Origin of the sequence: Algoriphagus chordae (assembly GCF_003254055.1) — a bacterium.
Lineage (GTDB): Bacteria > Bacteroidota > Bacteroidia > Cytophagales > Cyclobacteriaceae > Algoriphagus > Algoriphagus chordae.
This window is the reverse complement of record NZ_QKZT01000006.1, coordinates 120,715-135,210: the sequence shown is the minus strand read 5'-3', so window position 1 is coordinate 135,210 and position 14,496 is coordinate 120,715. Positions and strand designations below refer to the sequence as shown.

The following is a 14,496-nucleotide window of genomic DNA, read 5'->3' as shown; positions in this document are numbered from 1 at the left end:
GGAATTGACATGCAATTATTCATCAGCTTACGATTAAAAAATGTGCTCTATGAAGTTAAAAACAAAAGACCTTCGGGGTTTTGAAAACCCCAAAGGTCAAATTCAATACTTCGATAAAAAACCAATCAACTTATCCATCTCTGCATTGGTGATGGCTGGGAAATTAGCAATCCGGAAACTTGTAGGTTTGTGAGGACCATAGCCAGAACCCAGCTGCATACCTTCTTTTTCGGCATCCTTTTTCACCGAAGCGATCAAATCCTCTGTTCCTGTTACAGCCAAAACTGTTGTGCTTCTTGTCTCGGCATTATCCACTAGCATTCGAAGTGATTTGGATTGCGCTATAGCATTTTCTAGCTTTTGCATTCGCTCACGAAGATTGGCATCAATATGCTGGATTTCTTCAAGGTCTTTCAAAACTCGATTGAGCAGGTAGATTCCCAATACATTTGGCGTATAATGTGTCTGATAGCCAGCTGCATTCTCTAGCATAAAACTCAAGGAATTGTATCGCCCTTTCTCTCCTTTACTCTCGCATTTTTCTATGGCTTTTGGAGAAAGGATCAAAATCCCCAAACCTGCTGGAAGTCCGAAGCATTTCTGCACAGAAGCATACCAAATATCCGCCAAACTGAAATCCAGTTCGATTCCAGACATAGACGAAGTGGTATCTACCGCGATCATTTTCTCAGGATACTTCTCCTTGATCGCATCAATTACTGACATCGCAACCTGCGTAGCATTTGCAGTTTCATTTTGCGTCAGCGCGATCACATCGAAGTCCTCAGAGATCTCCAAACTCGCCACATCGATAGCTTCATTTGCTTCGATTTTGAGTCCGTCAGTTGCCGGATTGATATGCTTTGCGAAGCCAATCCACTTTTTCCCAAATGATCCTGAGTAAATATGAAAACTCGCTTGTTGCACGATGGATTGGGTGATAATCTCCCAATTTTCGGTAGCACTTGAAGTGAAAAGCAACTTGTAATCATCCGGCATGTGGAGCTTTTCACGCATCAACTGCTCAGTTTCCTGATACAAATGCATGAAGGCATTGCTGCGGTGATTGGCACTCAGAATGCCAGCGGTGTAGGCATCTTGCAAATAAGTAGGAAGGGCATCGTAAACTTTAGATGGCCCAGGTGCAAATGTGAGCATAGGTTTGTGTTTAAAGAAAATAGCGGATTCCAAGTTCATAGCCTTTCAGGCCAAGTCCGGAGATCATTCCGACGCAGGATTTGGAAATAATGCTTTTGTGGCGGAATTCTTCCCGCTTGTAGATATTTGAAATGTGTATTTCTAGCGTAGGTGTAGTCACCCCCGCAATGGCATCAGAGATTGCTACGGAAGTGTGGGTGTATCCTCCGGCATTCAATAATATGGCATCAAAAGTAAAGCCTACTTCGTGGATTTTATTGATCAGCTCACCTTCCACATTACTTTGGTAATAATGAAGATCAACATCAGGAAAAGCCACTTTCATCCCCTCAAAATATTCTTCAAAAGAAGTGCTTCCATAGACTTCCGGCTCTCTTTTTCCAAGAAGGTTAAGATTTGGCCCGTTTATAATCAGGATTTTCAAAACAAAATTCGGTTTGATGGTTTCAAATCAAAGGTAATTGGTTTCTGATTGGAAAGTTAAAACCTTTCAACATTTGAACCTTCCAACTTTCCAACCTAATTTTCCAATATTTCAATTTTTAATCTTCCAATGAGCAATCTCTGGCAAAACCATATCAAGCAATTCCGTCATTACCTCAAGCTAGAGCGATCCCTAAGCGGGAATTCCATCGAGGCTTATACCCGTGACATGGAAAAGTTAGCGGCCTATTCAGAGACCAATTTCCCAGGGAAAAGCCCATTAACCTTAGAATTAGAGCACTTGAGGAAGTTTGTGAATGACTTAGCCAAATTGGAAATATCAGATTACACGCAGGCTAGAATTATATCGGGCATCAAAGCTTTCTACAAATACCTGATGTATGAGGATAGGATTTCAGAAGATCCGGCACAACTCTTAGAAGCTCCGAAACTCGGCCGTAAACTCCCTGACACCTTGAGTTATCAGGAAATCGTCCAGCTTTTGGAGTCAATTCCTCTTGGCGAACCTGAAGGTCATCGCAATCGCGCGATGCTTGAGATGTTGTATAGCTCTGGATTGCGTGTGTCCGAATTGATAGAGCTGAAAAAGGGTCAAGTTTTCGAAGATGTAGGTTTTTTGAAAGTAGTGGGAAAAGGAAATAAAGAACGCTTGGTGCCCATCGGAAAAGACGCGCTGAAATATCTGAATATCTATAAAGATGAAGTTCGTGTGCATCAAAGCATTGCCAAAGGCCATGAGGAATTTGTCTTCTTAAATCGTCGTGGCAAGAAGCTGACTCGTGTCATGATTTTCCTGATTATCAAAAAGACGGCTGAGCAAGCTGGAATTGAGAAAAATGTAAGTCCACATACGTTCCGCCATTCCTTCGCCACGCATCTCATCGAAGGCGGCGCTGACCTACGTGCTGTGCAGGAAATGCTCGGTCATGAAAGCATTACTACTACAGAGATTTACACGCATTTAGATCGGGATTATCTGAGGCAGGTGCTGACGGATTTTCATCCGAGGAAATAGATTTTTGTACCAAATACTAAGTACAATGTAACCAGCAACTTAGTAGAAACGAAGACTACATTATTTCAAGTGGATCGTCATTTAATTAAAGTATTCAACTAAATTACCTACATGATTAACCTTCTGTACAAACTATTTCCAGTTCTAAATAATCTCACTAAACGTCAGAAATTATTTTTTCGCCTTTTGCTTCTCAGTGTGAGTGCAGCCTTTTTTGGAGCCTATTTCAAGATCAATGACCTTCCAAATGCTGATCTAATCCTTGGCTCCGCTATGATTCTTCAAGTCATATCTATTGCCGGTTTGCTTAGCAAATGGGGTAAGAAAAGAACAAAATCTGAAGTCTCAAGTATCAATTAATTCACTTTGTTCAGGTTTCATGAGCCATTAAACAGCGATTGCTGATGGATTTTCTTTCAAAGAAATTTGTCGGTTGTCGGTTGTCGGTTGTCGGTTGTCGGTTATCAAAAAAAGAATAGTTTTGTGCAAATTAATTTTATAGTCTGTATGAAAAGGCTTCTTGCTCTACTTCTTCTTATTTTTTCAACCTCCCTCGCGAATGCCCAAGAAGCACCTGTAACCACCAATCCGGTAGAAATTCATACTGGACTCTTAGGAATTTGGCTGAACAAGGAATATAAGATATCTAATAAATTTGTCATCAGAGTCGAGGTAGGTTTGGATGGTGATTTATGGACTGGAACTTATTCTTCGGGATTTCTTCTAATCCCAGTATTTACAGCAGAACCGAGATGGTATTACAATCTTGAAAAGCGAAATAAAAAGAATAAAACCACCAAAGGAAACTTTGGGAATTTCTTCTCATTAAAGACCAGCTATAGTCCTGATCTCTTTGTTATTTCTAATTATTATAATGATATAATTCCTTTTTTGACAATTGTTCCAACTTGGGGTATTCGCCGACCTATTGGCAAAAATTTCGTGTTCGAAACAGGTATTGGTATTGGATACTTACACAATTTTTACAAGTCCAAAGGCTATACTTCCGATGATGGTGAGTTAACGGCAAATATTCATTTACGCTTTGGATATAGATTTTAATTGGTAATAAAACATTTACAAGATTAGATATATTTTGAAAAAGGGAATTTTACTGCTATTTATTCTAATAGCCAAATCAGCTTGTACCTCCACAAAAATCTACACACGGTTAAAATGCCATATCTGCCTTTCGCAGTCAAATGGGGTTTTGCTTTTGCCTTTACCTTGGGATGCAGGATTCAGCAGACTTTCTCCAGGTGAGCAAGCTGATATTGAATTGCAGGTGTTGAACCTCCTTCGAGATAAGGGTTTTACGAAAGTTGAACTCTATGATCGACTGGAACACGAACTTTTTTCCGCAGGTATAAATGATCCAAACGATCCCGAACAGCGCTCAAAAGTGAATTCTATCTTAGGGTATCCATACTTTTTGGGAATAACGCTGGGAGAAACCCGGAATTCGGATGAATGGGATTATAGAACGAAGCAGGAACTTTACGATATGAATCCGCCCCCTCCGGATATGGAAATATCAGCTACGATCCGTGTTGCACTGATAGAAACTGCCACAGGAAATATCGTATCGGATAATGCGATTATCACAGAAATCAGCGATTGGGGAACACCTGATGAAGACGGCGGAGTAAACTTCTGGAACTTTGGATCTGTGAGCCAAGCTATCCGCAAAGCAACCGACAAAGGAGTTGCAAATATGGTTAAGGATTGCAGCTGTTAATATTAAAAACAGTTAGGACAGCACAAACAATAAGGGTTCAAGTCAGAAACCTGTCTTCAGGAAGACTTGAACCTATAACATTTTATCCTCTAATTACCCGCAAAAATATACCCGCATCCATGCTCTTGAGCTCTTCCAAGTGCCCAAACACCTGAGGGAACTACTTGTATACCTGGAAGCACTCCACTTTTCCAGTCCTCATAGACTGTCTTAGGATCCGCTCCAATTTGCTGTGCCTTGGCGCCACTATATACATTCAATGCCAAATCACAAACACAAAACATCGCTCCTCGAGCCTGAAGATCTTTGATACCCTGTACAATCGGAACAGGAAAATCTCCTTCCTGCGGCTCGAAATATGGATTTCTTAAGGAAGGCTTTTGAGTTTTTTGATCATTGATTCCAAATAATTCTCCCAAATTATATTTCTCCCAGAGCTCAGATTTCAGCGCAAATGGAATAGCATTATGTCTTAAAACTGACATAGCAGTAATATCAGAATCAGCTGAACCGGTCTGATTATTTGACAAGTAAAAAGCCCAATTCCAGAGGATTGCGAATCCGTCATGAGGTGTAGATCCATCATAAACTATACGATGAGACCCCTTTACATTTTTAAACCACTCGTCGGCTTCGTGGATGAGCTTAGTCCCATGATCATGAGATTCTTCAGCCATCACGGCAGTTCCCAAACTCGAAAGGCTTGCAGTTGCAGCCAGAGCTCCAAGGAATTTTCTTCTTGAGTTTACATTAGTGTGTTCCATAGTTGAAAGGATTTAAATGATAACTTACTATTACTCACTGATAAACAGCTAGCTACTATTCAAATCTAGACAGGCAGAAAAGAAAGAACCACCACACACAATTCAAAAAATAGCAATATCTGTTCAAGTTGGCTTTTGATTAGTTTTAAGACAAAGAAGGAAGAAACCCGAATTTTTCAGTGTAACACTTGGTGAAATAGGAAGGATTAGAATATCCAACTTCCATAGCTACCTGTGTCACATTACCGGATTTTTGCTGTAATAGGACCCTAGCTTTTTCGAGTCTTAAATCCCTCAAAAAATAAACTGGAGACCTACCTGTAATCGCTGTGATCTTTCTATAAAATTGGGACCTACTCATTCCAATAGATTTGCAAAGACAAGCCATATTAAAATTCATATCAGACAGGTTGTTTTCTGTAATATTGAATAAATCTGACAATAGCTGTTCTTCAGTAGGCACCATCACCCTATTTTTCATTGTGGATGCTTGAATATCGATATTGGCAAGCTTAGCGATCAAGGCCGAGACTAAAAGTTGATTATCATTCGCAGAATTGCACAATCGATGAGATAGCTTAAATACCTTGTCAAAGAAATCTCCGTCCTCCGTTACGGGAAGACCTGCACTTAGCCCCATTTTAAAAATTATCTTAGGAGACATATCAGGCTTGCTGCTCAACTGTTCCTGGATGCTGTTGGCGCATTTATAGGATTGTTTGGCATCATTGAATATAGCTATCAAACTATCGTCATCTCCCCATTCTATCTCTCTCCCCCCAAATTCTACAAATTTCTCCATCACTAGCTCCTTTGCCCAGGTAGGTAGCAATAGACTTTTTACATCCTTGGAGTCTCTGGCTAAGGTGATAGCTCTGACAGATACCACCAAAACACTTCGATAGGCTACGTCTATTTCACCACTTGTAAATGTGGCTACTCCTCCTTTGGATTTGACAGTATTTCCCATGGCCACCTGATAAAATCCTTGCTGGATTTCAGTAATGGCACAGGCTACATTACCGTGGGCTAGATGATGCACAAGTTCACAGGTTTCTGTGTCCGGCCCTTCCATGAGACAAAAAACAGTCCCAGCTTCTTCATTCACCCAAAACTGATGGTATTTCACCCCATATTCATCTTGAATTTTCAAATCTGCAATATGAGCAGTCTTGACTTCGTCGATAGTAACCTTATCAAACTGATGAAAATCTATAAAAAGTGGCATAATTGTATTTTTTTGACTTCTTAATATAAGAAATTCTAGATTATTATCAGCTAAATCAGTGAAACACAGCATTATGAAAAAAGACAAACCACTTCAAATGGAGGCATCACAAAGTATTCTGACCAAGTCATTTTCTGGGGATTTAAGCTCTAGAGACTATGCATTACCATTGGTCCAATTGGGGAGATATGAACCAGGAGAAGAAAAAAAAATATGTTGCTAGAAGCTATTGATCAAACCACCAATGAGGAGTAGCATTGGTGCTACTTGGGAATTCGCTGCATCTCAGACAGGTTTTAGGGTAATCCTCATAAGGCCGTTGGGGATCATAGGTACAAACTTCTTCTTCAAAAAAAGGCACATCTGCACGAGTCGTATAGATCCGCTTTTGACTCACGCGAGCTATTTCAAAATTCCCTAAAACTACTTCATCGGGCCTGTTGACATTCTGAATGTTTCCATAGATTGGAGCTGGGGGAGTATCGAAAACCGATCCTGAATTATTGACTAATTCTCTCACCTTTCTCCAATATTCAAATGCTGACTTATTCAAACTCGTCAATCTCACATTAAAATAATGTCTACTTAAAAATGAATCATCAAGTATTCGCTCAGCAACCAGTTGAGTGGATTTTCCACCAGGAGAATTAATCAAATCACCATTCAATAGACTGATCCTTTGAGGGTCGGGGAAGCCAAATACATAGCAATCCGGCGGAGGTTGATTAAAGGGGTTTGGAAAAAAGGTCAAGTCCCAATAATAGACTTCGTCTACGTCCCAGCGGAAATAATACCCTCCTTTTTGTGAAGGCAAAGTGGTAGTAGTGTGTATCGAAATAAACGCAGTTTCTGGCTGATCCTGAATAATATCCCTGGAAAAAGTATAGCTCAACTCATCCTCTCCAACCTGCTCGGGCAAAGACTCAGGTATCGACTGGTATCGCTCCCCTTGTACCACTATATCCAAATAATAAGCTACTCCATTTAGTATTTCCACACTTGCTTCGAGTTGGTATTTACCAGGTTCAATCTCCGTGAAATTGGACTGGCTTCCATCTTCTCCAACAAGGGTTAGTTCGGCTTCAGACACTGGATTTGGCAGGTCATTCAGCACATAATAATTACCCGAAAACACAGGCTTCCGATCCTTTGAAGTCGTTTCTGAAAGGAACACAAATCGATTTTCCTGGAGGTTCGAAACCTGACCTGACACCACTAGTTTAGCCAGTCCTTTATTAAGTGGAAATTCAATTTTCTCCACGCAGGAACCAATAAGCATACTGATCAAAACTACTAGCAGCCAGCTACTCCGGTTTTTGGATAGGGTAATCTGTCCAGCCATTTCTATTTTTTGCCTATTCATTTTTCCCTCCCCCAAAGTCTATACTATATGTAATAGAAGGAAATATCGCTCCTAAAATCGCTAATCTAAATGGCCTCAATTGCTGAGAATCCCCATCTTTTTTCCAGAAAATCGAATACGCATTCTTCCTTCCCAGCAGATTGTAAATGCTTAGGTTCAAACTATCTCCCTTTTTAGAAAACACTTTTTCCAAAGTATAGGATAGATCCACACGGAAGTAATCCGGTATTCTATATTCATTTCTCTGACTATAATCCGGAACGATCAAGCCTCCCAATTTATAACTTGCATTCACCGCATTGATGGGTCTTCCTGTTGCGTAATTGACACTGAGACTTAGTAGCCCACGAGGATACATCTTCCGAGTAAGGATCAAGTTTATCTCATGAGGTTTGTCATAATTTGAAGGAAACCAATCTCCATCATTGATCTGCTCAGCTGGATACTCGCTGGTAGTTCTCACAAAAGAGCGAGAATAGGTATAAGCCAGCCATCCAGTGACTACCCCTAGATTTTTCTTGATCATCAGTTCTGTTCCATAGGCTTTGCCTTCACCAAATACCAGTTCCGTTTCTAAATGTGGGTTTTGGAAGATCTGTGCAAAATCCCTGTATTCTACTTGATTTTGGCTAAGTCTATAGAATGCATCTACGGAAAACTCCCAACTATTACTCTTGGTATTTTTAAAAAAGCCTAAAGCAAAACTGTCAGATTGTTGCGGCGGAATGTATGAAGTACTAAGCTGCCATAGATCAATCGGAGTAGGTCCGAAGGTATTCGAGATAGATTGAATGTATTGAAATAGACGTGAGTAGTTTAACTTGACAGATGCCGTTTGTCCAAGGTTTTGACGAAATGAAAACCTTGGTTCTAGTCCTGAATAACTTTGTATACCTCCATTGCCAGAATACTCTTTTCCCGAAATCCGATCTTCGGCGATAGGGCCATTTGGAAGATATTGGTATACCGAATCAGGCCCCAGCTGATTGTAGGTAGAATACCTCAAACCTATCACAATTCCCATAGTAGAAGTTGGCTCCCATTCTAAACTGGCAAAGCCAGAGAACTCTACCCCTTGCTGCTTGTCTACAGTATTTGACTCAACTTCTGAGGCGTCCCCGTAAGGCAAAAACTGCTCAGGTTTGGCCTTATAGTATATCGCCTCTAAACCTGTTTGGAGTGCAAGTTTATCATTCGCCCAGGTCCCAGACACTTTTGCCTGCTGGTAATTCATTCCATTTTTCACTTCTGCCGCATCTACACCTTCGGGTTCGAAAAAAGCATTGTTAAAGTTTCCATCAGCCAATATGGCGGATACAGAAAAGTTTTCTCCTAAAATGCCTTTATACCTTAAGGAACTTACCCGATTACTCCAGTCATAGCCAAATTCTTCTGAAAATTTCAGGTAATCACTGGTCATCAAATTGATGAATTCTAGATGATGCCCACTAGCTACCTCCCAGGCCAAGCCAGCATAAATATCATAGAAATTCAACTTGCTATTGTTGATATCGTAATCCCTAGCTTGCTTCAATAGCCAATTGGTATTAGAAATACGGCCACCTATAATTACAGACAGCTTATCTTTCATCAAAGGCCCATTCACCAACAACCTTGCATTGGAGGTCCCAACACCCAATTGCCCTCCCCAATTTTCCATATCCCCTTCACGCATCTGAATATCCAAAGCGGAACCAGCTCTTCCTCCATAGTTAGCCGGAACGTTACCCTTATATAAGGTAAAAGTCTCCGTGACATCGGTATTAAATGGTGACAGAAAACCCAAAGCATGATTGGAACTGAGCACTAAGGCCTCATTCATCAGCAGCAAGTTTTGATCAGTTTTTGCTCCTCTCACATTGATTCCCGAAGTGCCCTCACCAATTGCACTCACGCCAGAAAGCAACTGCAATCCTTTGAATATATCTGCCTCTCCTAAAAAAGCCGGAATAGCTTTCAGCTCTCTTGTAGTCAACTTGCTGACTCCTGAAATGGGATTTCGAACATTCCTATCAGGCTCCTCGGACATAACAACTACCCCTTCCAACTCGTAACTTTTATCTTCCAATTCCAGATTGACCACTCCATTTGCATAGGAAGTGACCTTAATTGTAAGCGGAATTTTGGTCATATGCCTAAAAGTAACTTTATGGACCCCTGGGCTCACTTCAAGATGATAGGTTCCAAATCGATCGGATCGTGTAATCGTCGTAACTCCGTCCACATGAATACTGACTCCTTCTAATGGGGTTTTAGTATTAGTATCTTGCAACTTCCCCGTAAGAATATACCTTTTGGCATGCATCCCTTCCTTATCCCCAAATGAAAAAGACAGTGAATCTGTCTGAGCAAGAGTCAAACTTGCACTTAAAAAAAATATGACCAGAAAGAGAAAATGGAATTTTCGCATACCTATTCAATATAGGAAGCCTTCTATAAATAGTCCAATTTCAATGACAAACGGTGCTAATTAGTTTTGGTGACGTTTGCTAATTGGGTAAGAATACCAAATAATGTAGGTATGTAGGAATCGGGAACACTAATAGGGCATAGTATCGGTCATTACCTAAGCCGATTTGGTCATCTGCTGCTGGATAGTAATCACCACAAATTCTGCAGGACGGGTTAAGGCCACCTTGATCGATAGAACTATCCTTCCTTCCAGTATATCTACTGCGGACATGGTGATTCCTAGCCCACATTCCACTTGGAATGCATCTTGAGCAGAAGCGCCAGCCAAGCCTCCTTGTTTCCAAAGATCAATCAAAAAACTGCTAATTATAGAGTTCAGCGCAGTCCAAGTCCTCTGATTATTGGGTTCAAATGCATAGGTCTTTACAGCAATTTTGCAGGACTGCTCTAAATATATAAGCATCCTCCTAACGTTGATATATTTTAAGTCCAGACTATTTCCATCCAGTGTTCTGGCTCCCCAAACTAGAACTCCTACACCTGGAAAAGTACGAATGGCATTGATAGATTTGCCACTGAAGGCATCTACATTAAGGGTGCTTTGTTGCGCATCATTTAGCGAGACAGGTACGCCTCGCACACTAGCAATGCTAACATTAGCTGGAGAATACCAAACCCCCTTCATCATATCATTTGTGCTGATTACACCTGCCATCCCTCCACTTGGAGGCAGCAAATTTGCCAAGTCTAGCAGCTTAGAATAAATTATTGTATAAAATTCACTTGATCTAAGAAGTCCATGATTAAGCTGGTCTACAGCCATTGACTGATCTTTATTGCCTTTGATCATGTCAAAAACATTCTTCAGAGCCGGATCACTATCCTTAGGATTTAATAATGCTTCAAGTTGCTCTATATCTCCAGCGAATAGATTAGTATAATCCAAGTCCCCGATCTGAAGAAGATTGGTGTATAAAAAGGGAAAATAAGCAGCACCATAACTCAACCCATTGTTTCCTGTCCTGCTTCTAAAATCTTCAATTGCTCGTGCATAGTCCAATTGATCAGGACTTCCTCCACATGGCACATCTAGAATACTAATAGCTGTCCCAAGCTCTTCACACTGGCGCAGCATAGCCTGCGTGAGTTTGGCATATTCACTTGCTGAGAGCAAGGTAGCTTCGGGAAAAATATACATCGTCGGCTCAGTCTCTTTCTTAAGCAAGTAGAGCCCTTGTAGCAAGTCATTAAGCGAAACGTTTGAATTGACAAGAGGATCAGTATGCTTAAGTGCTTTACCTGATGGCTCCCCATAGTTTCCCACCGATACAATATAGGCATCGCCTCCACCATTTTGGTAGAATAGCATGACACTCAAATAGAGGTAATATATAGTACTGGGATCAGGGCTAATAACATAATCTCGTTGCGCAAAACTTAGCTGATTTTTCGCTGCGATATCGCCTTTTGTACTGTTTACAAAGTAATTTGGACTGTACTGCTGAGGCTGACTTTTGCCTTTTTGAGGATAACAGAAAAAAGCTAAAAACTCAATCCAGGATCTAATTTTGATGGGTTTATTCAGATAAGACTCCCCCTGATATTCAGCTTGAGGAGTATAGCCCACAAAGGCTGGTATAGCTGTAGCAACTGGCGCCACCGAATTTGGAAAGGCATTTACCTCTGTGAGATAAACTCCAGGTGTTTTATATTTTGCTGCCATGGTATGATGTTAGAAAATAGAAGGCTTAGAATTGAAAAAAGAAAAAGTAATTGTCTAAGAAAGTGATTTTTGGCGAGAATTTCGAAGATCCTCTGCGAATCCGAGACCTAGTGCAGCTTACTAGTCAGCTAAGCCCATAACATTCACTTCATACCGATAAAACGAGCTAGCATCTCTCCAGATGCTAGCCCATGCAAACTGCATCATTTCTGAACTTGGCTTTTAGAATTCCACCCTATAACTGAGTATTGGGATAATCGATGTTTGGTAGGAGGTTTTGATTTCCCCACTCATGGGTTCAAAATAGCTTCCGTAGACATTTTGACGGTTGGTGGCGTTTTGAATATCCAGCGCCCAAGTACGAGTGGATTTGGGTTTGTTTTTCTTTAGACTAAAGCGAAGATCTGTTCTGAAATAAGCAGGGTTCTGATCAGTATAGGCCAAATTATCCTCATATACTCCCTCTCCTTTAGCGATGGATTCATCCAAGTTTATAGGCGTAGTTCGTAGACCTCCAGCGTAAATAGTACGAATGTTCAAGCCGAGTACACGCTCTTTTTTGAGTTTATACTCTTTGCCAGCTGTCAGCGTCACATTGAAATTCCCATTGTAAGCTGTATTTCTCCAGACATCTTCATTCGTTTTATACTTGGAGGAGTACAGTGAGGTGGAAAGAAGAAAATACAGGTCATTGTGCGTAAACTGCTCCAGGGTCAGTTCCAGGCCATAATTTCTACCGTATCCTTCATTCACAAGTGGATCGGTGGCAAAAGTCCACTGCTGATTGATGATAGAATAGGTCTCTTCAGCACCACTTTTTATTGGAACGTTATACAAATGTTGGTAATAGGTCTCCATTTTCATGCGTAGAAATGGCGTAAGCGAACGATCGTAGCCGAGTACAAAATGATGAGATTTGCTCAGACCTAGGTCTTTGTTTGGTAACACGATTTGACCATCTATTTCTTGCTCTACAAAGTAGGTCCCTAGTGGCTGCACCTGAGAATGCAGGCCATAACCGAAACTCAGACGCTGCTTTTCATCGAGCGCATAGGAAGCACTGAGCCTAGGTTCTATAGACCTCGAATTATTCAGCAAAAGTTGTAAGTAATGTAAGCCGACATTGAAGGTGAGTCTTTCGTTGGCTCGGTAGTTCAGTTGGGAGAAAGCCTGAATGCTCTGCGTATTCCCTTTGGAATTGATATTGGTCTGCATACTTTTCGACTCTTCATCGAAGCTATCTTCATGGAGATTGTAGTACAATTGATTTATATAAAATCCAGATCTCAAAGTTGCTTTTGCAGAAAATTTGGTGTTCAAGACAGAGCTAAGTGTAATTTTAGAATTGCTATAATTCTCATAAAATCGCTCCTGAAACTGAAGGTTATCATCCAATCTGTTTTCCGTAGTTCCTAGTGCATTTCCAGAAGCGAGAACAGTGGTTTGGAGGAAATTCGCATCGTTCAATATGTAAGAATGCTTAATCCCAACTGCTCCAGTATTGGAGAAAAATGTTCCTCCATAGCGATCCCCTTCAGACTCCCAGTCAAGGGAATCCGTCAAGGCATCACCGTCTTGATCACTTAGTCCACCGAAGCCAAAGATTGTAATCGTGCTTTTCGGGCCAGTTGGCAGATAAACATTAAAAGATAAATCCTGAAAATTAGTCACAAAATCACCCAAAGGAAGACCGAATTTGGAAAGCATAGAAAGTGTAGAATACCGGTAATTGACCAGGTAAGATCCTTTGTAGTTTTTGGCAATTGGCCCTTCTGCTGCTACATCCAAACCTAGAAATCCTGCCTGAACTGTGAATTCTTGGTTTTCATTATTGCCTTTTCGCAGGCTCAAATCAAAGACTCCGGAAAGTGCATTACCATATTCCGCAGGAAAAGCTCCTGTCAGGAAATCAGAATTGGCCAGCAACTGTGAACTCAAGATAGACACACCACCACCTGAAGTGCCAGGATTGACGAAGTGGTTGGGATTTGGAATATCTATCCCTTCCATTCTCCAAAGCAAGCCATTAGGACTATTGCCGCGAATAGAGATATTATTGTTGCCATCGTCTGTACTGCTGACGCCGGAAAAAGAGGCAGCCATTCGCCCTGGATCATTTACTGCCGCAGCAAATTTTCTAGCCTCCTCCACGGAGAAGGTACGACCACTAACCTGAATCATGTCGTTGACTGTCCTGTCTTTATCACTGGCAGTTACAACAAATTCATCGATTTGGGTGATGTCCTCCTCTAGAGGAATTATCAAAACCACTTCCTTACCCGAGTTGAGCTGGATATTTGGGAAAACAATTTCTTTGAAGCCGATAAAACTTGCTTTGAGAGAATAGGTGCCCAGCGGCAAATCAGCAAGTTTGAAATCTCCATCCACATCTGTAGTAGTTCCGATAAGAGGATCTGAACCCAAAACCACTACTGTTGCACCTGGCATAGGGGCTTTGGTAATTTGGTCGATCACAGTACCACGGATCGTTTGAGTGAGATGTTGAGCTTGCAGGGAATTGATTGCCATGAAAAATATCAGCCCAAGAACTTTAGTAAACGAATTCATATTAATTGGTTTAGTTTGATTCTATGACAAGGGAAATTGGAAATACCCTTAGTGGAGGATGAATTTTCTCACAGGAGATTTAT

The 14,496-nt window shown here is 41.0% G+C and carries 12 protein-coding genes; 4 read left to right on the top strand and 8 right to left on the bottom strand.

What is annotated here, in order from left to right:
* Window positions 1–102: 102 nt before the first annotated feature.
* Entirely contained in the window at window positions 103–1,158 is a 1,056-nt protein-coding gene (locus LV85_RS08250) for an aminotransferase class V-fold PLP-dependent enzyme (RefSeq protein ID WP_111318437.1), read from the bottom strand.
* Between the two features lie 10 nt (window positions 1,159–1,168).
* Complete coding sequence (gene aroQ / locus LV85_RS08245) at window positions 1,169–1,582, bottom strand: type II 3-dehydroquinate dehydratase (protein ID WP_111318202.1); 414 nt, start codon at window positions 1,580–1,582, stop codon at window positions 1,169–1,171.
* A 129-nt stretch (window positions 1,583–1,711) separates the two neighbouring features.
* On the opposite strand from aroQ, the gene xerD reads away from it, so the two are divergent.
* The 4 genes from xerD (at window position 1,712) to LV85_RS08225 (ending at window position 4,355) form a co-directional block, all read left to right on the top strand.
* Window positions 1,712–2,617, top strand: a complete 906-nt coding sequence (gene xerD / locus LV85_RS08240) for a site-specific tyrosine recombinase XerD (RefSeq protein WP_111318200.1) — start codon at window positions 1,712–1,714, stop codon at window positions 2,615–2,617.
* Between the two features lie 111 nt (window positions 2,618–2,728).
* Window positions 2,729–2,977 carry a hypothetical protein gene (locus LV85_RS08235; protein ID WP_111318198.1) on the top strand — a complete coding sequence of 83 codons (249 nt, stop codon included), beginning with the start codon at window positions 2,729–2,731 and terminating at the stop codon, window positions 2,975–2,977.
* Between the two features lie 147 nt (window positions 2,978–3,124).
* Entirely contained in the window at window positions 3,125–3,679 is a 555-nt protein-coding gene (locus LV85_RS08230; RefSeq protein WP_111318196.1) for a hypothetical protein, read from the top strand.
* A gap of 34 nt (window positions 3,680–3,713) precedes the next feature.
* Entirely contained in the window at window positions 3,714–4,355 is a 642-nt protein-coding gene (locus tag LV85_RS08225; protein WP_146260450.1) for a hypothetical protein, read from the top strand.
* Between the two features lie 89 nt (window positions 4,356–4,444).
* Here the strand turns inward: LV85_RS08225 and LV85_RS08220 are convergent, their stop codons facing one another.
* From LV85_RS08220 to LV85_RS08195, 6 genes are all read right to left on the bottom strand, one after another.
* Entirely contained in the window at window positions 4,445–5,119 is a 675-nt protein-coding gene (locus LV85_RS08220; protein WP_111318192.1) for a Tat (twin-arginine translocation) pathway signal sequence containing protein, read from the bottom strand.
* 145 nt (window positions 5,120–5,264) lie between these two features.
* Complete coding sequence (locus LV85_RS08215) at window positions 5,265–6,347, bottom strand: nickel-binding protein (protein ID WP_158531158.1); 1,083 nt, start codon at window positions 6,345–6,347, stop codon at window positions 5,265–5,267.
* A 226-nt stretch (window positions 6,348–6,573) separates the two neighbouring features.
* On the bottom strand, window positions 6,574–7,710 hold the full coding sequence (locus LV85_RS08210; RefSeq protein ID WP_111318188.1) for a DUF4249 domain-containing protein: 1,137 nt from the start codon (window positions 7,708–7,710) through the stop codon (window positions 6,574–6,576).
* Entirely contained in the window at window positions 7,703–10,120 is a 2,418-nt protein-coding gene (locus LV85_RS08205; protein ID WP_111318186.1) for a TonB-dependent receptor, read from the bottom strand. The genes LV85_RS08210 and LV85_RS08205 overlap by 8 nt, the downstream gene beginning before the upstream one ends.
* Before the next feature lie 156 nt (window positions 10,121–10,276).
* Entirely contained in the window at window positions 10,277–11,845 is a 1,569-nt protein-coding gene (locus LV85_RS08200) for a phage tail sheath family protein (RefSeq protein ID WP_111318184.1), read from the bottom strand.
* 222 nt (window positions 11,846–12,067) lie between these two features.
* Window positions 12,068–14,413 (bottom strand): TonB-dependent receptor, encoded by a 2,346-nt coding sequence (locus tag LV85_RS08195; protein WP_111318182.1) that lies wholly within the window; start codon window positions 14,411–14,413, stop codon window positions 12,068–12,070.
* Window positions 14,414–14,496: the final 83 nt, after the last annotated feature.

Excerpts from the sequence above, each read along its gene's own strand:
- LV85_RS08235 (WP_111318198.1), top strand. The coding sequence starts at position 2,729 with ATGATTAACCTTCTGTACAAACTATTTCCAGTTCTAAATAATCTCACT.
- LV85_RS08215 (WP_158531158.1), bottom strand. The coding sequence starts at position 6,347 with ATGCCACTTTTTATAGATTTTCATCAGTTTGATAAGGTTACTATCGAC.
- LV85_RS08210 (WP_111318188.1), bottom strand. The coding sequence starts at position 7,710 with ATGAATAGGCAAAAAATAGAAATGGCTGGACAGATTACCCTATCCAAA.
- LV85_RS08220 (WP_111318192.1), bottom strand. The coding sequence starts at position 5,119 with ATGGAACACACTAATGTAAACTCAAGAAGAAAATTCCTTGGAGCTCTG.
- LV85_RS08205 (WP_111318186.1), bottom strand. The coding sequence starts at position 10,120 with ATGCGAAAATTCCATTTTCTCTTTCTGGTCATATTTTTTTTAAGTGCA.
- LV85_RS08200 (WP_111318184.1), bottom strand. The coding sequence starts at position 11,845 with ATGGCAGCAAAATATAAAACACCTGGAGTTTATCTCACAGAGGTAAAT.
- LV85_RS08250 (WP_111318437.1), bottom strand. The coding sequence starts at position 1,158 with ATGCTCACATTTGCACCTGGGCCATCTAAAGTTTACGATGCCCTTCCT.
- LV85_RS08195 (WP_111318182.1), bottom strand. The coding sequence starts at position 14,413 with ATGAATTCGTTTACTAAAGTTCTTGGGCTGATATTTTTCATGGCAATC.
- xerD (WP_111318200.1), top strand. The coding sequence starts at position 1,712 with ATGAGCAATCTCTGGCAAAACCATATCAAGCAATTCCGTCATTACCTC.
- LV85_RS08230 (WP_111318196.1), top strand. The coding sequence starts at position 3,125 with ATGAAAAGGCTTCTTGCTCTACTTCTTCTTATTTTTTCAACCTCCCTC.